This window comes from Brevefilum fermentans (assembly GCF_900184705.1).
Lineage (GTDB): Bacteria > Chloroflexota > Anaerolineae > Anaerolineales > Anaerolineaceae > Brevifilum > Brevifilum fermentans.
The window spans coordinates 1,152,875-1,171,735 of record NZ_LT859958.1 but is presented as its reverse complement, the minus strand read 5'-3'; the positions used below and the strand labels follow the sequence as shown (position 1 = coordinate 1,171,735).

At 50.6% G+C, this 18,861-nt stretch carries 15 protein-coding genes; 2 read left to right on the top strand and 13 right to left on the bottom strand.

What is annotated here, in order from left to right:
• Positions 1-3: 3 nt before the first annotated feature.
• The 3 genes from hpf to CFX1CAM_RS11355 are packed head-to-tail and all read right to left on the bottom strand — an operon-like array spanning position 4 to position 1,512.
• Positions 4-567, bottom strand: a complete 564-nt coding sequence (gene hpf, locus CFX1CAM_RS05200; RefSeq protein ID WP_162287654.1) for a ribosome hibernation-promoting factor, HPF/YfiA family — start codon at positions 565-567, stop codon at positions 4-6.
• Positions 568-578: 11 nt separating this feature from the next.
• Positions 579-1,286 (bottom strand): ComF family protein, encoded by a 708-nt coding sequence (locus CFX1CAM_RS05195; protein ID WP_407923331.1) that lies wholly within the window; start codon positions 1,284-1,286, stop codon positions 579-581.
• A complete protein-coding gene (locus CFX1CAM_RS11355) occupies positions 1,177-1,512 on the bottom strand; it encodes a hypothetical protein (RefSeq protein WP_157891725.1) in 336 nt (111 codons plus the stop codon). The genes CFX1CAM_RS05195 and CFX1CAM_RS11355 overlap by 110 nt, the downstream gene beginning before the upstream one ends.
• A 355-nt stretch (positions 1,513-1,867) precedes the next feature.
• Here CFX1CAM_RS11355 and CFX1CAM_RS05190 point away from each other — a divergent pair, with 355 nt between their 5' ends.
• Positions 1,868-3,226 carry a hypothetical protein gene (locus CFX1CAM_RS05190; protein WP_087861995.1) on the top strand — a complete coding sequence of 453 codons (1,359 nt, stop codon included), beginning with the start codon at positions 1,868-1,870 and terminating at the stop codon, positions 3,224-3,226.
• Between the two features lie 64 nt (positions 3,227-3,290).
• Here the strand turns inward: CFX1CAM_RS05190 and CFX1CAM_RS05185 are convergent, their stop codons facing one another.
• Entirely contained in the window at positions 3,291-4,295 is a 1,005-nt protein-coding gene (locus CFX1CAM_RS05185; RefSeq protein WP_087861994.1) for a polyprenyl synthetase family protein, read from the bottom strand.
• Positions 4,296-4,298: 3 nt separating this feature from the next.
• Entirely contained in the window at positions 4,299-5,339 is a 1,041-nt protein-coding gene (gene fni / locus CFX1CAM_RS05180) for a type 2 isopentenyl-diphosphate Delta-isomerase (RefSeq protein WP_087861993.1), read from the bottom strand.
• Positions 5,340-5,437: 98 nt separating this feature from the next.
• Here fni and CFX1CAM_RS05175 point away from each other — a divergent pair, with 98 nt between their 5' ends.
• Positions 5,438-5,671 (top strand): acyl carrier protein, encoded by a 234-nt coding sequence (locus tag CFX1CAM_RS05175; RefSeq protein ID WP_087861992.1) that lies wholly within the window; start codon positions 5,438-5,440, stop codon positions 5,669-5,671.
• Between the two features lie 453 nt (positions 5,672-6,124).
• On the opposite strand, the gene CFX1CAM_RS05170 is transcribed toward CFX1CAM_RS05175, so the two are convergent.
• From CFX1CAM_RS05170 to CFX1CAM_RS05135, 8 genes are all read right to left on the bottom strand, one after another.
• Positions 6,125-6,700, bottom strand: a complete 576-nt coding sequence (locus tag CFX1CAM_RS05170; protein ID WP_087861991.1) for a winged helix-turn-helix domain-containing protein — start codon at positions 6,698-6,700, stop codon at positions 6,125-6,127.
• 425 nt (positions 6,701-7,125) lie between these two features.
• Positions 7,126-7,710, bottom strand: coding sequence for a winged helix-turn-helix domain-containing protein (locus CFX1CAM_RS05165; RefSeq protein WP_087861990.1), 585 nt, complete (start codon positions 7,708-7,710; stop codon positions 7,126-7,128).
• Positions 7,711-7,754: 44 nt separating this feature from the next.
• A complete protein-coding gene (locus CFX1CAM_RS05160; RefSeq protein WP_087861989.1) occupies positions 7,755-11,456 on the bottom strand; it encodes an Eco57I restriction-modification methylase domain-containing protein in 3,702 nt (1,233 codons plus the stop codon).
• On the bottom strand, positions 11,453-14,797 hold the full coding sequence (locus tag CFX1CAM_RS05155) for a helicase-related protein (protein ID WP_087861988.1): 3,345 nt from the start codon (positions 14,795-14,797) through the stop codon (positions 11,453-11,455). The genes CFX1CAM_RS05160 and CFX1CAM_RS05155 overlap by 4 nt, the downstream gene beginning before the upstream one ends.
• Positions 14,798-15,098: 301 nt before the next feature.
• The gene (locus CFX1CAM_RS05150) at positions 15,099-15,281 is read right to left on the bottom strand and encodes a hypothetical protein (protein WP_087861987.1); all 183 of its coding nucleotides are present in this window, start codon (positions 15,279-15,281) and stop codon (positions 15,099-15,101) included.
• Between the two features lie 216 nt (positions 15,282-15,497).
• Entirely contained in the window at positions 15,498-16,367 is an 870-nt protein-coding gene (sucD, locus tag CFX1CAM_RS05145) for a succinate--CoA ligase subunit alpha (RefSeq protein WP_087861986.1), read from the bottom strand.
• The gene (gene sucC, locus CFX1CAM_RS05140; protein WP_087861985.1) at positions 16,364-17,506 is read right to left on the bottom strand and encodes an ADP-forming succinate--CoA ligase subunit beta; all 1,143 of its coding nucleotides are present in this window, start codon (positions 17,504-17,506) and stop codon (positions 16,364-16,366) included. The genes sucD and sucC overlap by 4 nt, the downstream gene beginning before the upstream one ends.
• 267 nt (positions 17,507-17,773) lie before the next feature.
• Positions 17,774-18,817, bottom strand: a complete 1,044-nt coding sequence (locus tag CFX1CAM_RS05135) for an SPFH domain-containing protein (protein WP_087861984.1) — start codon at positions 18,815-18,817, stop codon at positions 17,774-17,776.
• Between the last annotated feature and the right edge of the window lie 44 nt (positions 18,818-18,861).

Below are 18,861 nucleotides of genomic sequence, written 5' to 3'. Positions count from 1 at the left end.
GACTCAGCCAATTTCAGGAATAATGATGCCGTAACTACCATCACGGCGCATGTACAGCACATTGAACTCGTTTGTATTAGCGTTGAAAAAGACAAAGAAATTTTCATGCCCCAAAAGTTTCATTTGCTCAATTGCTTCTTGTTCATCCATTGGGGTCAGCATAAATCGTTTCCGGCGGACAACGATGGGTAATTCATCAATTTCATAGTCTTCTTCAGGCACCTCGATAGCAGCAGCAATCGTCTGTCCATCACCCCTGCCGCGCGGGCGTTTGCCTTTGTAGCGTCTGATTTGACGGCGCATCTTGTCCAAAGCCGCGTCCACCGCCGAAAAGATGCTATCTGAACGTTCCTCTGAGCGCAGGATAAAACCCCTGCCTCGCAGCGTGATTTGGGCGACATAACGATCATTAGCATTTCTGGCTGTCTTGGCATGTGAAAGGTCAACCCGACTTTCATCAACCTCTTCCAGGAATTTTTCAAGCTTTTCAACTTTCGTTTCAACGTAATTATTCAGCCGTTCGGTCAGTTCTAAATTCTTGGTGAAGATTTCGATTTTGACAGTCATTTTTACCTCCATTAATAATTAGATTGATTAATTATACTTGATGAGCGATTGGATTTGTTTGCCGTTGTCATATGGGCTCCAAACCGCCCTAAGGTCAAGCCATACACCTCTGCTGACCCAGCTTCTCTTAATGCCGACGCACAGGCTTCCAATGTTGCCCCGGTCGTCATCACATCATCAACGATCAATATTCGCTTACCTGCAACAAGATCGGGGTTAGCCTTAAACGCGCCAATCACATTTTGCCGCCGCGCCTCACCTGAAAGCCCCACCTGGCTGGGCGTGTCTCTGACGCGCTCAATTCCGAACGGAAGGTAACGGACGCCCAACCGTAATGCCAAAGGTTTCGCGATGCTGGCGGCCTGGTTATAACCCCGTTCAGCAAGCCGCTGCGCGCCCAGGGGAACCGGCATCACCCCATCCACTGACCAGCCCGCATCGTTGACCAGCTCATCCAGCCAATCTGAAAAGAACTCACCCAACCCTGGATTGTTGGCGTATTTCAAGCTGTGGATACAATCACGAATAACGCCTTCATAAACCGCAAGGTTTATAACTGCGGTATATGTCGGCGGTTTGTTCCGGCATGCCGCACAAGTGGTTCTCCCATCAGGCATTGGCTCCCCGCAGATTTTGCAGCGATTCCCCCCAATAAATTTGATCTTCGACTGACATCTCGTGCATAAACGGGATCCGATTTCGCCGCAACTCGCACACACGGGCGGATAGATCCAATCCAGTGACTGCCAGAAACCTCTCAAAACGAATGCTGCCAATCGGGTTTTCATCGCCAGATTTCGATTTTTCTTTGATTTTAAATGGTTCGCCTATTGCAATGATTGGATAAAGTCCTGCCAGAAATTGGTTATGGCAGGTCGCAGTAACATGAATAACGTTATGAGTATGAGAATGACTAAAATGATAATCAGGATCCATTCCAGCCATCCCAACCTCTGCTTAAAAGGCTGCTTTGGCATTGAGCCTCCTTCATTTATGCTTTCGTTTATTATAATCCAGGTTCTCGACGAAATAAAATGAGAATTTTAGATTTTAGATGAAAGGTCGTCGTCCGGAGCTGTAGCGCCCAGAACTTAGAACTTCGGGGAGATCCTATTCGTTGCGCATCAGATTGATAACCGATCGCGGGGCACCGCATTTGCTACTTCCATCCTCCCCATAAGCGACAATCTTCCCGCTACTAACGTCCAGGACAATCCACTCATTCCTGAAACCCATTTCCACGCAGCCTGTCAGCGTAGTATACTTCAATCAAATTTGATGATCATCTAACTCTTGGAGAATGCGCACTTTGAGCACTGACCCCATAACACCGCCCGCCAACCTCACCCCCAAGAAAATCCTGGTGACCTGGCTACCGCTTGTCGCCAGCTGGTTGTTGATGAGCTTTGAACTACCGACCATCAACGCCATCGTCGCCCGACTACCCAACGCCAAAGTCAACCTGGCTGCCTATGGCGGCGTCGTGTTCCCCATCGCGATGATCATCGAAGCGCCGATCATCATGCTCCTGGCTGCATCGACCGCGCTCAGCCGCGATTGGCGCTCCTATCAGCGGCTGAAAAGGATTACCCTGTTCATGGGCGGCACCCTGTCGGCGCTGCACCTGCTGGTAGCTGTTACCCCCATTTTTGACTTCATCGTCAACGTCATCCTCCAGGTCCCTGAAGAAGTCGTCGAACCCGCTCGGGCTGGCCTGATCTTCCTGACCCCGTGGACGATGGCGATCGCTTATCGCCGTTTTCAGCAGGGAACCATGATTCGCTTCGGCAATTCACGCTTGGTCGGGGAGATTACCGCTGTCCGCCTGGTCACCGACGTGACTGCGCTTGCAATCGGTTTTTCAATTGGCACAATTCCCGGCACAATCCTGGCAGGCATCACTCAGGCTCTGGGCGTTACCGCAGAAGCCACCTATGCCGGGTTGCGCAGTCGCAAGATCCATCACCTGATCAAAGCAGCTCCCCCGGTAAAAACACCGCTGACCCTCAGGCGTTTTATTGCCTTTTACGGCCCTCTGGCGTTGACTTCCACTTTGTGGCTGCTGTGGCTGCCTCTGGTCTCTGCCACGGTCTCCCGCATGCCCGACCCCCTGACCTCCCTCGCTGTGTGGTCCGTTGTGTCCGGGCTGATTTCCATCATCCGCAACCCCGGCGTGGCTTATAACGAGGCTGTTGTCGCACTGCTGGAGGAACCCTGCTCCTTTCCTGCGCTACGCAAATTCGCCCGGACGGCTGCCCTGGTGATCTTCGGGCTGGTCGTGATCTTTGTCTTCACGCCGCTTTCCACCTTTTGGTTCAGAACTGTCGCCAATTTGCCCGTTGAACTAGCTGCCACTGCCCGCCTCACCCTGGGTATTGCGATTTTGATTTCTCCAATGAGCGTGTTGATCCACTTTTTCCAGGGCATCATCGTCCATCAGGAAAAAACCCGTCCCGTGGCTGAGGCAACTGCAGCGTTCTTGCTCACACTGGCTGTGGTATTAATTATCGGCGTGATCACCAAAGCTTTCACAGGCGCCTATGTAGCAGCAGCAGGTTACACCCTGGCTCACTTTATGCAGGGCACATGGCTGATGTTCCGCAGCCACAAACAGCGGAAATTTCTGGCTCATTGCGAACGAAATGAGCCTGTTCTTTAAGCAATTCGATTTGGGATGGGTACAAATCGCACCTGTCAATCCCCCCTAAAAGGCTCAGATTAAATCACATCTCCCGGTTGAGAAGGGCTTCAGTCAAGGCAATCAGCGTTCTGGCATCCTGATTTGGATGCGGAAAAAGCTCTGCCAGAGCCTCCCTCGCCTGGCGCATATATGCACCGGCCTGCTCCCTGACATACGCTGCAGCCCCACAATCTGCCAGCGTCCTCGCCATCGCCATGACCAGCTCGGGGTCCGGATCATCATCTTCCCACAGTCGCCTGAATTCCGCACAATTTTTCAGCCCGTAAAGCACCGGCAACGTCTTTTTGCGCGCCAGCAGATCACTCGCCGCTGACTTGCCCGTCACCGCAGGGTCTCCCCAGATGCCCAGGAAATCATCCTGGATCTGAAAAGCCAGGCCCAACGCCTTGCCAAATGCGCCCAGTCGGGCAACAGTGGCGTCATCAGCGCCAGCTGCCAATCCACCCGTTGACGTACAATAAGCGATCAGCGCAGCGGTTTTGCCCTCAATCATCGCCAGGTAAGCCTCCAGTGCAACCTCATCCTCGCTCTCAAAAGCGATATCCAAATGCTGCCCACGGGTGAGGTGCAGACAGGTGCGGTTCATTTCCCGCGCAGCCCGGATAGCAACGGTTTCACCGCAGCTATCGACCAGGCCCAACAGCGCCAACTGGGCGATGCTGAACAGCCCATCCCCGGCGTTGACCGCCTGGGCCAGCCCCCAGCGCGTCCACACCGTCGGGCGCCCATGGCGCGTGGTGGATCGGTCTTCAATATCATCGTGGATCAGCGTGAAGTTGTGTAAAAACTCAACCCCCAAAGCAGCCGGCATGGCAGATTGATAATCTCCTCCACAGGCTCCCGCACACAGCAGCGTGAGCGCCGGGCGCAGACGCTTGCCGCCGCCCAGGTCATCCTCCCAGCCCATGTGGTATCGCAGCATGGACCGCAGCTCAGCGCTGTCAGAAAATTCTAACGATTCAATAAACGCCTGCAATCCCGCTTCAATTTCGGCAACATACCGCGCCAGTTGATCTTCCCAATCCATCGTCTATCCTGCCTTCAGGTTGATCGCCAGTTTATCCGCGTTCAGCTCTGCCAGGTTGCGCGCACCGCAGGCAAACATGGCGATGCGCACCTGCTCCACAATCATTTGCATCGTCCTCACCGTCGCCTCCAGTGACTCATCCGCTGCCCTCAAAAAAGTGCCAGCCATCCCGCCCAGTGAGGCGCCCAACGCCAGGCATTTGGCAATCTCCACCCCCGTGCGCAGACCGCCCGAGGCGAACACCGGTCGGTCGTGAAACACCGGCTTCACCGCGCGCAGGGACTCGGCTGTCGGAATGCCCCAATCGCGGAAAGCCACTGCCGTTTGAGCCCAATACGGGTCGGACTGGCGATGCATCTCCACCTGCGACCACGAGGTGCCGCCCGCCCCAGCGACGTCCAGCGCGTCAACCCCAGCATCGTACAGCAGCCGCGCGGCCTCAACGCTGATTCCCCAGCCGACCTCCTTGACGATGATCGGCAGGCCCAGCTTCACCCTCAAAGCAGCAATCTTTTCAACCAGGCTACGGAAATCCGTCTGCCCCTCGGGCTGCAGCGCCTCCTGCAGGGGGTTGAGATGCAAAACCAGCGCGTTCGCATCGATCATCTCCACTGCACGCCGACATTCATCGACGCCGTACCCGGCATTGAGTTGCACCGCGCCCAGGTTAGCAAACAACAAAATCCCCGGTGCAAATTTTCTCACCCTGAAGCTCTCCGCCAGTTCGGGATTCTCAATCGCTGCCCGCTGCGACCCCACCCCCATCGCCAGCCCGACCTGCTCGGCTGCCAGCGCCAGGTGCCGGTTGATGCGCGCCGCCCGCTCCGTGCCCCCCGTCATCGACGAGACCAGCACCGGGACGCGCTGCTGCATTCCAAACAGCGTTTGCCCCAACTCGACCTCGTCCAGCGCCAGCTCGGGCAGCGCCTGGTGGATCAGGCGGTAAGCCTCCAGCCCGCTCGCCACGCCAGAAGCCACGTCTTCCTCCAGGTTGACCCGCAGGTGATCCTCTTTACGTGCTGTGATTTGCGTGTCTTTTCTCATCGTCTGCTGTTAATTAATGGTAAGCCGGGGTTAAGCCTTGACAGAACCCCAGAGCTTGTTAGAATTTTAACTATTATAATCCACAAAGGAGGCATGGCATGTCCGACTACCTGCAAATGGTCAAAGAAGTTATCGCCGATGTGATGAAAGTCGATATTGATACGATTACCCCCGAAACGAACTTCATTGAAGATCTAAAAGCTGATTCGATGGATCAGTTCTTCCTGGTCGACGGTTTCTGTGAGAAATTTGACGTCACCATCTCAGATGACGACGCCCGAGATATCCGCACCGTTCAGGACATTCTCGATTATATCGAAAAACGTGTGTGAACCTGGGGGGAATGAATAGTTCATAGGAATTAGGAAATAGGAATGCAGTAGCAAAAACCCGGGGGCAGGTCGCTTGGTCCTGCCCTATTTTTGCGTTAATGGCTCTGGGCGTGGGACGTGGTCATGCCGTGCACGCATCGTCCTGTCATTGCAAGGCACACTTCGTCCTGTCATTGCGAGGCACACTTCGTCCTGTCATTGCGAGGTACGACTGCGTAGCGTGCCCAAGCGCAGCGAAGGGTAAGCAATCTCATCACCCCCTGTCATTGCGAGGCACAACTGCCTAGCGTACCCAGGCGCAGCGAAGGGTAAGCAATCTCTGTCATTGCGAGGCACGACTGCGTAGCGTGCCCAAGCGCAGCGAAGGGTAAGCAATCTCTGTCGTTGCGAGGCACGACTGCGTAGCGTGCCCAAGCGTAGCGCATGGCAAGCAATCTCAACAACACCACCCTGTCATTCTTTAGCTTCTAAAACCAACGCCCGCCCCGCTTCCGAAATCTCCCAAATGCCACGCGGCGAGTCGGACGCTAAATAGCCTGCTTGAACCAGGTTCAATCTTGCCCATTGGGCATTGTTACGCCATCGTAGTTCTTTTGGGTTTGAAGGGAGCGATTCATAATCATATTTATTCAGTTGTTCTTTCATCATCCTTTCAACCCGATCCAGCACTTCAATAACCCGACCTGAGCCGCCTAACTGAACCAGTGCCTGTAGAATCGGCAGCATAAACGCCTCATTGGGCGTTCTTAAACCCTGTTTAAGCATCGTTGTCATAACTCGTTGACCGGGCTGTTTCTTTCTTGGTGTTTTTTTGGACGATGAAACTGACAGGCGAACCCATTCCTCCTGCAGCGCTTTCACTTTTGCTTGAAAAGCCAGCACCGCTTCTGCCTTAACGATCACCTCACGTGCCTGGGCGTATTCCTTGGCTTGCATGAGTTGTGCGCCTTGCTGATTAAGATGGGTCACGATTGCATCCAATTCTTCCATAAGCATATCAAAGGCAGGCATTACATCTCTGTCATTCATATTTCCACCATCTCTCGTTTTTATTTAATTATCAAAATATGGTATGCACCTGATTTTCAAAAAACGAAGCACAACAAAATAAAAGGGTATAAATAAAAGTTTTACGGTCCCAACTGCTCAACAATATAAGATTGATAATTCGGGAATCTATCGATTAGAAACTTAATCATTTGATATTTATCTTCTGTTACCGCTTTGAATTCAGCCGTCGTTAATCCAAGCTGCCTGGTGCATTTGTCATAGACCGTATGAACTGATTTGAGCCCTCTCCGCATGGCTACCAGTTTTACTGCTTCATTGTAATCTCTACCGTTGTTAAATATTTCATGACAAACTTCAATGATTTGCTCTAAAGCTACAGGCCGATCTGCACTCTCATTCTTATCTCCAGGAAATTGAATTTTTGTTTGCTTTTCGTGAATATTCTATGGCATAGGTTCTTGTGACTGTTTTTCTACCCATGCCCTCCCTTTATCACTGATTGTCCAAATCCCATAAGGAGAGTCTTTTTCCAGCAACCCGTCATAAATCAGCTCCTGTCGCGCCCACTTCGCTGTATTACGCCAGCGAAACTCATCGGTTGAGCTCAATGGTTCATAATCGGGTTCTGTAAGCATCGGCTTAACATGATTTTCCATTCGGTCCAAAACTTCTGACACCCTGCCAGCGCCGCCCATCTCAATCAACGTTTTCAATAATGGCAATTTGAAGGCTTCTTCAGGCGTTCGCATCCCTTTTCCCAGGCGGGCGGTCGGCTTTAGCTTTGCTTGACGTGGTTTTCTGCCCGGTTTTTTGACGGTTTTGAATGAAAGCCTGCGCCACTCCTCTGACAATGATTGTACTTTTACGCGAATGGCGTTAATCGACTCAACCTTTGCAATCAATGCCCGCGCATCAGCGTACTTCCCCGCGGTCAACAGTTGTGCGCCTTCTTCATTCAACGCCATAACGACAGCATCGATTTCATCCAATAGCATTTCAAACGCTGGTATGACCTCATTTTTTTCCATGCCACAGCTCTCCTTATATCTAACACGTTTCAGACAGTTCCAAATTAATTGTTAAAAGACATTATAGCAGATATCTCTTCGTCAGTTAATTCATAGAGCTCAAAAACTAATCGATCAATTTCTAACTCCAACGTCCTAACTTGCCTTTGTTGATCCATGTCATTGAAATAATTATTTGAATAGGTCAATGATAATAACTGATCAACAAGGTCAACAAAGGGTTTCTGCTGTGAATTTGGTATTAGTTTGATAGGTACTTCAGATAGTGGCTTTTGATACAACTCCAGCATTTCTCCCTTTCGCTTTCCACGAAAATACAGCCAAACATATAAAAGGTGAGAATTGAGAAGTGCTAAGAGGTACTTAAGAGAGACTTGTTTCTTTTTTTCGGTTATATAATAAACATCTGCGCTTGCATACCAGGGTATATCATTGTAAGCAAAAGTATTGGTTGGGCTTCTTTGAGGAACTACAATTTTTTGTCCCAAAAATATATCCTCAGATCGAGGCCACTGGAGTTTCCACCACTCAATAACATGATTTGTTACTTCTCTTCGGTTTTCTAATATCGATTTATACTTGCGAAGATGATTTATTATTCTCACCGATGGTTCACTTTTTCTATGAAGATAAAGTATCTTTTCAGGCGTTGTAATTGATGTAAACCAACGGTTTATATCTGAATTTTTAAACCAGGGATTAAGAATCTTTTTGTCCGAATTCAATGGGTTTAGTTCATCAACTTCTTGTCCATTTAGAACAAAAATCCCTTCTCCGACCTCTGCGTCAATATTCAATTTTCTAATGTGTGATTTAGACACCTTGTCTGCACCAGTCACTATGCCCTGGTTTACATTACAAATTTCACCTAAAGGGTAACCGAATTTCGCCATTTTTTGCAATGCGGTTTGTATTGGATCGCACTGCAAATTTTTAATCCCCGACAAACGTATTTGGTGATCTATATCATCATACAGATACTTTTGTAGCACAAGATAATAACCTGTTTGATCGTCAAGTTTGTTGACAATGCGTGAAAAAATTTCAGGGGATATCATGCCTTTTCTTTTAGTGATGCAGGTTTGTGCAATCAAATCGGGCTGATAGCCTTTCGACAAGAGTGAAATCATATTGTGTTGACCCTGCGCAGACTCAAAAATTGTCAATTCGTTCAAATTTATTAATTTTCTTACTGATGCCCGTTTATTGATATCTGCTCGTAATTTCACAGCACCTGTAGCTGTTGGGTAATAATTTGTGGTAATAAAGGCAATTTGGGATTCTGGGTTTCCCAGGTCGAAAGCAAGATGAATAAAAAAATAATAGTAATCCATTTTCCCTAAGTAATATTCTTTTAGGTTAGCTTTCTTCACCTCACTAAAAAGTTCTTTATGTCCTTTCTCTCCAATATAGGGCGGGTTGGCGATTATGACATCAAAGCCATTCTTTTCTAAAAACACTTCTGAGAAGTACATTTCCCAAGGAAAGAAGGGTTTAATTCTTTGTCTGCTGGTAAACTGTCGAAGCTGTTCTTCGACCGCAGAAAAATCAAAGTCAAAGCTTTTTGCAAGCTGTAGTTTTTCTTCAGATATGGCATTTTCTCTGGAAGCACGATCAGGAATATCGGCATATTTTCGCTCAACCGCCTTCAAGCGCTGATAATAATTCGATTTCTGTCTTTTCACCAGATCCTCGAATATTTTTATTAATAGGTCTTCAATTTCTTTTTGAAGTGCCTTTTTATGTCGGGGGTCTGAAGTAATTTGATATTCGGTTTTCTTCTGATCGAATGCTTCAATATATTGTTTGTTTTCGTCTGCGAACAAGTGTAAGTTTCCATTTTTATCAGCACCATCTCCATCAAGCGTGAACTTGATACCCAGGTATTCTGAAATTAGGCTGTTGCCCTGCATGATCTTAAAATCCAAATTGGGCAGCGGTTCAATGCCCCAGTTATCTTTGCTTTTGTCAACCTTCTCATCCACCAGCAGGGCGATGAAAAAGCGCAGTTTGGCAATCTCTACTGCAATCTGCTGGATGTCCACGCCATAAATACATTTTTGGATTAAATACAGCTTCCTGCCGTAATTGGCGTCTTTTTCTCGAAAATAATTTTGAATGCTTTCCTTCACATTGGCGCGCACCGCCGGGTCAGAGATGGCATCCGCTCCGTCAAGCTGTGCCTTTTTCCATAAAACATTATCCTTATCCAGTTTGGCAAGGATAAACACCAGCTTATTCAGCGCCCCCATCGGGAAGGCGCCAGAGCCCACCGCCGGGTCGACAATGCGCACATCTTCCACCAGGTCAACCATTCGGCGGGTCTCTTCGGCTGTGAAGGGGTTTTCATCGTTGTTGGTATCAAATAAACTCTCAAGTTTGTCTTCAATGGCGTCAACATCATCTAAATAATTTGCAAAATAAGCTTTAAGGGATTCCTCAACCATATAATCAACAATTTCACGCGGCGTATAGTAGCTGCCCGTGGCTTTACGCGCTGTCGTGGAGGTCTCCGGGTTGAAGCTCGCCAGCAAGTTCTCAAACACCTTGCCCAGCAGTTCGGGGTCCAGCGCCACATCCTGGTCATCCAGCGTGTTTTCATCGATGGTGAAGTTGTAAGTGGAGAGGATATTGATCAACCCCTCCACCCGATAGGTTCGGTTGGTAGTACCCAGCTCGGCGTTAATGTCAACAGTTCTCTCCGGTGAAAAGAATAACACATTTGGTACCCGCGGTTGAAATTTTTTGGTCTCTGTAAAGCCATCCACATACCTGCCCTGCGGTTTATCGTCCAGGCAGTCAAACAACCCGCCGTTGAGGAAGGGAATCTCGCCAAAATAATTGGTAAGCTGGTCTGGCGCATGGAATAAATCCTGGTAGCGATACTTATACTGATTGCCAAAGTCAGGGTTGATGCCCTTAGCTCCCCGAACTGGACTGCGAAAGTTACGCTCTTCAGGCTTGGTATTCAGCGTCGCAAAGAACAGGTTCTGCAAAATCGCCATGTAATAGGTTGAATTTGCATCGTCGTGATTTTTTAGTGCCGCTTTGAAGAAGCTTTTTTCAAACAAGTTGTTGGGCACCAGTTTCATCTCACGCATGAACCAGATGAAAATCATGCGTGTGATCAGGCGAATCACCGCCACCTGGCGCCCGTTTTCTTCAGCTTCTGCATCTTTTGGGAACTGACACTGCTGGCAAGCCCAAAAATACCAGTAGGAAATCTTCTGGTAAAACTCCTTGGTCACCTTTTCCACTGAGAAGGCTTCTTTGATGCTCTCCAGCGATGAAAAGTCACCTTCGCCAATCCGCTGGCGGAAGGTTTTATTGGTCAACTGAGGACTGACATAATAGGTAAAGCGGCGAAAGTTGGAATAATCAACTTTTGTGCCCAGGTAACTGGCATATACCAGCGAAAAGCGAAAAGCCCCGTTCTCTCCAATGAACACAAAAATGCCCGCGTCCATACTCAGATCACGAATAACTTTTTTTGCCAGCTCATACTGTGCTTTTTTTCCACTGCGCTCCGAAAGCTCTCGTGTGACTTTAAAACAGCACACTATGATATGGTCAATCAGCCCAAAGGGGAGCTCTCCCAGCTTTGTGCCCTCCTTAAACTGATCGGTCTCATATTCTTTCAGCGATGCTTTGTCTGCTCGAAACAGCGAAGAGCGGTCTTGAAAAAAACGTGTTAACGTGTCGTGATTAACATCTTGGATAAGGTCATTTAAGATTTTTGAAGTCATGGCTTTTGATTCTCAATCGCAATAATAATATTTGGTCGAAGTTGGTCACGGTCTGCCTTAACCGCTTTCAGGTAATTTTCACCCAGCTCACCCAGCAGCTGCTTCAGGTCTTTTTCAAGTGCGTTGAGCTGTCTGGCGTTGGTTGTGTTCAGGTTGCTAATCCGCCGCAGGGTAAAGTCCGGTAGCGTGCCATAATCCAGGATATCCTCCAGCAGCGTGGTCACGAACTCCCGATAGGGTTTTAACTGCTCATAATCCCTTTGCAGCAAGGTCTTCAAATTGTTGATCGCCTTTTTCTCAATGCTCTGCGGACTGAGGGGTTGTTCTCGCGGTTCTTTCACCTGCCGGGCAGCCAGATACTTCTCCCAGAAATCTGCACTCAAGTCCAAACCTTCCTCATCTATGGTGCATTCGATCTTTGGCAGGGCATCTTCGAAGGTCAGTGCATATGGCTCAGCACCCTCTCCAAACCCATCATTAATCGCCTGGATATACAGCCTGCCTTTCAAAAAGAACACCAGCAGCTCATCTGTTTTACCCGCCTTGGCAACCTTCACCCGCGGCGGGAAATCGTGCAGCGCCTCTACCAGGTCGGGGTGATTCTTTTCAATTTCCATATAGCGCTTGAGCATGGTGGTGTAGAAGGATTCGGCTTCCATTTCGTCGGGGTTCTGGCGAATACGGTCAAACAGGGCTGCGGCTGAAGGGCTTTCATCCACATCGAAAATCTTGGCGTCCTCGCCCAGCACCTCGTGTATCAGAAACATCTTATTGGTCGCAATCTCGCGCGATTTAACCAGCGTTGACCCTTTTTCAGTAGGGAAGAAGTTGACGATGAACAATTCATCAAACACCTTCTTGCTGATGCGGTTGATGCGCCCCACGCGTTGGATGACTCGCACCGGGTTCCAGGGGATATCGTAGTTGATCACCATGCCCGCCCGGTTGAGGTTGTACCCCTCAGAGATGCGGTCGGTCGATAACAAGATATCAAAATCATCCACGGGGTGCAGGTGTGAGGCGTCAAAATTTGCTGCAATTTTTTCATTCATCGCGCCTGTGAGGTTCCCGCTGACCACCAGCAAGCGTTCGCCAAAGGGCACACCCAAGGCTTCTTTGAGGTGGCTGACGGTATCGGCATATTCCGAAAAGATAACAACCTTACGCTTGGGCTCACCGTGTTTGGGTGATGTATTTAAAACCCGGGTTATATTTTCAATCAAGCAGCCTGCTTTAGGGTCCTCCGCCACCAGATCCATTGCCTCAAGCTGGCTGAGGATATGGTCAAACATCGCTAAATCGGACTTAATGTCTTCAATAAATGCATCCGCAAAGCTGAATTTATTCAAATCATATACGCGGTGGTTCTTCGGGTAGGTGCCTTTTAGCAAATTAGCTTCATATTCCTCAAGATAAGCCTCGATGGTTTCTTCATCCTCGTCATAAATCTTCTCCATCAGTGAACGGTCTAAAATGTATTTTTTCGATGTTTTTATGAAAGTGAGCGCGTTCTCATTGATGCGCTTGAAGCGTCTTATCGATTGTTCAAAAGCGCCAAAGGAACTCTCGAAGCGTTTAACCATCAAACGGCGCATAAAGTCAAACAGGTTGCGCTGTTGTTGCATCTCAAAATTTTCTTTTTCGGTAAAATCTTCTGTCTTGGCAGTTTCATAAATAAAGGGCTGGTAAATCGCACCTTTAAATTCCCCGCCTTCTTCGGGCAACCCAAAGTATCGGGTGATGATCTGATCGTAAAACGCAGATTGCTCAGGGGTTAGTTCGAAAAACCATTCTTCAGGGTCAGCAATTTTGGAAAGGTCTTTAACCTCACCCGCATAAAAGGGGTTATTTTGCAGGTCAAGCCGGTTCCTGCGAATGGTAACGGGCTGGATTACATGGCGAATCTCGGCTGCCAGGTACCTTGAACGTGCGGTGACCTTTGTCAGATCAATCCCGCTTTCGCCAAACAGCGCTTCATAATACCCTTCTGCTTTTGCTCGGTTATCAGCGATGGGCGAGTTGTAGTTCTTTTTGATATAAGACAGGCGGTCAAAGGTGCTTTTGTATGCCCTGAATTTTTCCAGTAAATTGCTCTCCAGGGTAAGGGTTGACTTTTTAGGGACGATGAACAATTTCAGCAGCGCAAGGATATCGCCCGGGCGGTTATTGAATGGCGTTGCTGTTAGAAGAATGACGATCTTATCCCGGCAGATGTTTTTCAGCAGCTCATAGCTTTGGGTGTCCTGGTTGCGAAAACGGTGCACCTCGTCAATGATTACCACCTCGATGTCTTTCACGCGTTGAACAAACTCGGCTGTTTTCTCAAGATCACCCACCGAACGCACCTCCCATTGTGGGAGCTCAAATTGCTCCAGGTACATGCGCCATCCACTGGTCTTGTTGTGATCACCCATCAAACCTGGCGGACAGATCACTACCCCGCGTTTTCCCAACTGCCGGGCAATCGCACAGGCGATAATCGTTTTACCCAATCCCACAACGTCCGCCACCACCACACCGCCCTGGCTCTCAATGATCGAAAGCGCCTGGCGCACCGCATCTAACTGGTATTGATACGGCACATAGCCATTCTTTTTCAGCAGGTGGATCAGGTAATCACCAATCTCTTTTTGTTGATAGCTATCCAAATAGGTCTTTAAGGTCAGCGCGTACGCTTCAAAAGGCGTGACCTGGCGCACCATGGTGCCCTTTTCGATCACTCTGATCATTCTTTGTCTGATCACATCATCTTCCGTAATTTTGATGGCGTCATCCCACAGTGCGTCAAAGTAGGCTTCGGTTTCATCAATGCCGTAATCACGAATTTGGACGTTGAATTCAGCCTGGGTGGTCAGAGCAGGTTTGGTCAGGTTACTGGAGCCTGTGATAAACAGCTTGTTGGCAAACACGCTTTCTTGATCAATAAAGAAGTAGATTTTAGCGTGATTGGGCTGACGGGTTTTGCGAATAATCAGCCGACCATCTCTGATCATTTCGATGAAAAAGGAAATTTGCTCGTAAAATTCCTGAGAATCAAATTGATCATCGCGCAGTGAAAGACGCACATTATCAAGGAATTGATCCGTTTTCTCAGCATCGGATTGGGCAGGGTTGTATTCACCATATTCAATTAACCTGAAATTAAGCTGGTCAACATTCATACCGACCAGGATTTTTAAAATTGAAGTCGGGTGCTTGCGCAGTCCTTCATAAAGCTCACGCATCCCCGAAAAATAGAAAAAACCCACCAGGAATTTCATCTCTTCGCTGTTTTCCACCAGTTCTAAAAGGCGGGTCCGAAGGTCTTTTCCACCATCATTCGTGATAAAATTGCTGACCATAATTGTGTTGATACCTCCCGCTTAAGGCTGTAGTTTGATTATAATCGAAAATCAAATTCCCTTCCCTCACCCCCCCGTCCCCTTCAACGTCCCTGAAGCGCAGCGGAACCCCTGTAGCGAAGCGAAAGGGGTAGAGTGAAGCAAGTAGGATCACCTGTCAGCCAACATGCCGCTTGCGGCAAAAAGAGGTCGTTATTTGCCGCTTTTTACGTATTGAAATCCCCCACCTTTAATGCTATACTTTCATTAAAATTAGAACTTATGTTCTATCTTTAATCGCATCCACACCGAAAGGAGCTTTTTAATTGTCGGCACCGCCAAACGCCTCTGCCAAAGCATCCCAGCCGGGTCCCATACCGGCAGCCAAGCTGAAGCTGTCACAAACCGCCTCAGCGCTATGCTGCATACATCGGTGTGCAGCCAGCACCTGGCTGTGGTCAGCAAAACCATGCTGCGTTTGGCGAGCCTGCTGCAAACCGACCATATGCTAGCCAGCGTCTTTTTCACGCAGCTTACCCGCGCCATGAAAGAATATTAAAAAAGAAGAGGTCTGATGAAAGCTAAGACATTCCTTTATTCGTTTCGGTTCGTTTTTTTTTGGAACGAATACCCTCACCCCCCCGTCCCCTTCAACGTCCCTGAAGTACAGCGGATCCCCTGTAGCGAAGCGAAAGGGGCTGAACGCAGCGAGCCGGACCTGCTACCTCCCCCGCACCAACCCGGGGATCTCCTCCGGGGTGCGCGCGATGCGCACGCCAGCCGCCTCCAGCGCAGCCACCTTGTCCCTGGCGCTGCCCACGCCCCCCTCCACGATCGCCCCGGCGTGCCCCATGCGCGTCTCCTCGGGCGCAGCCAGGCCGGCAATAAAACCCACCACCGGCTTGGTCATCGCTTCGGCGATATACTCGGCAGCCCGCTCCTCGTCGCGGCCGCCGATCTCGCCGATCAGCACCACGGTTTCGGTCGCCGAATCCCCCTCAAAATACGAGAGGATGTCCACAAAATTCGCCCCGATGATCGGGTCGCCCCCCACGCCCACACAACTGCTGGTGCCGATCCCCGCCATCATCAGTGCGTGCATCACCTCGTAGGTCAGCGTGCCCGATCGCGACACCACGCCCACATTCCCCGCAAAAGTGATCTCTCCGGGGATGATGCCCACACGCGTATCGGGCGGTGAGATGATTCCCGGTGTATTGGGACCCAGCAGAATTGCGTTCTGGCGCGTCAGCATGTGCTTGACCGTCAGCATCTCTTTCACCGGCACGCCCTCGGTGATGCACACGATCAGCTCAATGCCAGCATCCGCCGCCTCCAGGATGGAATCCGCAGCCGCCCGCGCCGGCACAAAAATCACGCTGGTGTTGGCGCCGGTCATCTCCACCGCGGTGTGCACCGAGTCGAACACGGGCACCTTGCCGCCCAGCACCCATTCGCCGCCCTTGCCGGGGGTCACCCCGGCGACGATATTCGTGCCGTAATCCAGCATCGCCTGGGCATGGAAGTGGCCTTCGTGCCCGGTAATGCCCTGCACCACCAGGCGTGTGTTGCCATTCACCAAAATGCTCATGCCGTCTCCCTCTCCGCCAGTGCAATCGCGATCTCAGCCGCCTCGCTGAGGGTGTGCGCGGTCTCCAGGTTGGCATCCGCCAGGATGCGGGCTCCCTCGACCGCGTTGGTCCCCGCCAGGCGGATCACAAACGGCACCTGCGTTTCGATCTCCTCCCGTGCGATGCGAATGCCGTGGGCGACCTCGTCACAGCGAGTGATGCCGCCGAAAATGTTGACCAGCACCGCCTTCACCTGGGGGTCTGCCAGCAGAATGCGCATAGCTGCGGTCACCTTTTCTGCACTGGCGCCGCCGCCGATATCCAGGAAGTTCGCTGCTTTCCCGCCCTTAAACTGGATAATGTCCATGGTCGCCATCGCCAACCCGGCGCCGTTGACCATACAGCCAATGTCGCCGTCCATCTTGATATAAGACAGACCGAATTTGCGCGCCTCAGCCACTTCAGGCGCCTCGGCGGAAGTATCCCGCTTATCAAAAAAGGCGGGATGTCGAAACAGCGCGTTATCATCGATGATGATCTTGCCATCCAGCGCCACCAGGCGCCCCTCACTGGTGATGACCAGGGGATTGATCTCGGCCAGGGTCGCGTCCAGATCCTGGTAGGCTTTATACAGATTCAGCGCCAGGGTCATAAAGGCTCGCCAGAGCGATCGCGGCAATTCGATCTCGGCTGCCAGGTTGCGCGCCTGGAACTCGCGCAATCCCAACAGGGGGTTGACCCCCAACCGGGCGATCTTCTCGGGAGATGCCTGCGCCACCTGTTCAATGTTGACTCCACCCTCGGCGCTGGCAATCACCAGAGTTTCTCCGCGTTCACGGTCGACAGTCATCCCCAAGTACAGCTCCTGCTGGATGTTGATCGCTTCTTCCACCAGCAGTCGCCCCACAGGGATGCCTTTGATGCGCGCACCCAGGATTCTGGAAGCCTCTTCTTCCGCATCGTCCGACGAGTTGACCAGGCTGATGCCGCCGGCTCTGCCGCGTCCGCCCACCAGTACCTGGGCTTTCAGCACAACCGGGCCGTGAAGTTCATCGGCGACCAGCCGGGCTTCTTCAGGAGTGGCAGCCAGCCGCCCCTGGGGTATGGGGATGTTGTGTTCAGAGAAAATTTCTTTGGATTGGTACTCGTGAAGTCGCATGGGCTCTATGGAAGTCTAATAAATTACCGAGGAAATTATACCATAAACGAGTGGTGGGTTGCTCATCGTGCATAGCAGACAGTTGAAAAGCGGGTTCCACCAGCTGCTATTCAAGGGCTTTGTCGCTGTTTAAACCATTTCCTAACTTCTAAGCTCTACCTTCTAAGCTCTACTCCCCATTCGCCATTCCCTATCCCCCATTTTCCATTTAAATCCAGATACCCCGCCCGGGCGGGGTATCCCTTTATTTATAAATTTATTCTCCGACTATCCCTTAAGGAATTCCTGCAGGGCTTCCTTGCTGATGCGGTATGCCGTGCCGATTTTGCGCGCCTGCAAGTCACCGGCTTCGATGGCTGCCACCACGTCCTCAGCCGAGACCTTCAGAAACTCGGCTGCTTCAGCGGGAGTCATGACATCAGGCATCACGCCTGCGCCGCCTGCAGCAGGTGTTGCAGCAGCCGGTCGGCTGGCGCCGCTGAGGGCGTCTGTCAACACGTTCCCGATTCCGATCCCGGCACCGATGCCAGCGGTCAAGCCTGCGCCGCCAGCAGGGTTCTGCGCCGCGTCACGCATCGCATCCGCAGCCTGCAGCTGGGTATAGGTCTGCATGTCGAGCATGCCCATCGCCCGCAGTTCCTCTGCAGATTTTTCAGAGGGTTTCAAGTTGCCGATGTAGAAGGATTTCAAATCCAAACCAATCGCTCGGAAATCATCCTGTGCCTTGGCGCGCACACCGGCTGATAGCTCATTGGTCAACCCGATCAGCTCTAGCACATTGCTCTTGGCAGTGGTCTCACCCAGCAGGTCGGTCAATTTTGCCAGCAGCATCATCCGCAGGCGGTTCTCGATATCGCTGGTGCGGTAAAAGCCCTGTGCACCGACGATCTGGGTCACAAATTGCTGCGGATCCGCAACCTGGAAACTGTAGGTGCCAAAACCCTGTAGCAAAGCCACGCCCAATCCCACTCCGGGGTTGCGCACGATAATCGGTTGCGGGGTGCCCCACTTCTGATCGGCGAACTCACGCATTGAGATGTAAAACACCTCGGCGGTAAACGGCGTCCGATCACCAAAGGCTTTACCGATCAAACCGACCAGCCCGGGGATATTGGCGGTGGTGATTGTGTGGCGGCCGGGACCAAACACATCCAAAGCACGTCCGTCACGCATGAAGACCACGCTTTGTGATTCGCGGACGATCACCTGTGATCCAATCCGCAGATCTGCAACGCCGGTCTCTGGGAAGCGATGCACGATCTCATCCATCATCTCTTTTGGATATTCAACAACATCAAAAATTCTAGCCATATCTATTCACTCCAATCCTTTATCTAGACAAATAACAATCTAGC

Excerpts from the sequence above, each read along its gene's own strand:
- hpf (WP_162287654.1), bottom strand. The coding sequence starts at position 567 with ATGACTGTCAAAATCGAAATCTTCACCAAGAATTTAGAACTGACCGAA.
- CFX1CAM_RS11355 (WP_157891725.1), bottom strand. The coding sequence starts at position 1,512 with ATGGCTGGAATGGATCCTGATTATCATTTTAGTCATTCTCATACTCAT.
- CFX1CAM_RS05190 (WP_087861995.1), top strand. The coding sequence starts at position 1,868 with ATGCGCACTTTGAGCACTGACCCCATAACACCGCCCGCCAACCTCACC.
- CFX1CAM_RS05185 (WP_087861994.1), bottom strand. The coding sequence starts at position 4,295 with ATGGATTGGGAAGATCAACTGGCGCGGTATGTTGCCGAAATTGAAGCG.
- fni (WP_087861993.1), bottom strand. The coding sequence starts at position 5,339 with ATGAGAAAAGACACGCAAATCACAGCACGTAAAGAGGATCACCTGCGG.
- CFX1CAM_RS05175 (WP_087861992.1), top strand. The coding sequence starts at position 5,438 with ATGTCCGACTACCTGCAAATGGTCAAAGAAGTTATCGCCGATGTGATG.
- CFX1CAM_RS05170 (WP_087861991.1), bottom strand. The coding sequence starts at position 6,700 with ATGAATGACAGAGATGTAATGCCTGCCTTTGATATGCTTATGGAAGAA.
- CFX1CAM_RS05165 (WP_087861990.1), bottom strand. The coding sequence starts at position 7,710 with ATGGAAAAAAATGAGGTCATACCAGCGTTTGAAATGCTATTGGATGAA.
- CFX1CAM_RS05160 (WP_087861989.1), bottom strand. The coding sequence starts at position 11,456 with ATGACTTCAAAAATCTTAAATGACCTTATCCAAGATGTTAATCACGAC.
- CFX1CAM_RS05155 (WP_087861988.1), bottom strand. The coding sequence starts at position 14,797 with ATGGTCAGCAATTTTATCACGAATGATGGTGGAAAAGACCTTCGGACC.
- CFX1CAM_RS05150 (WP_087861987.1), bottom strand. The coding sequence starts at position 15,281 with ATGGTCGGTTTGCAGCAGGCTCGCCAAACGCAGCATGGTTTTGCTGAC.
- sucD (WP_087861986.1), bottom strand. The coding sequence starts at position 16,367 with ATGAGCATTTTGGTGAATGGCAACACACGCCTGGTGGTGCAGGGCATT.
- sucC (WP_087861985.1), bottom strand. The coding sequence starts at position 17,506 with ATGCGACTTCACGAGTACCAATCCAAAGAAATTTTCTCTGAACACAAC.
- CFX1CAM_RS05135 (WP_087861984.1), bottom strand. The coding sequence starts at position 18,817 with ATGGCTAGAATTTTTGATGTTGTTGAATATCCAAAAGAGATGATGGAT.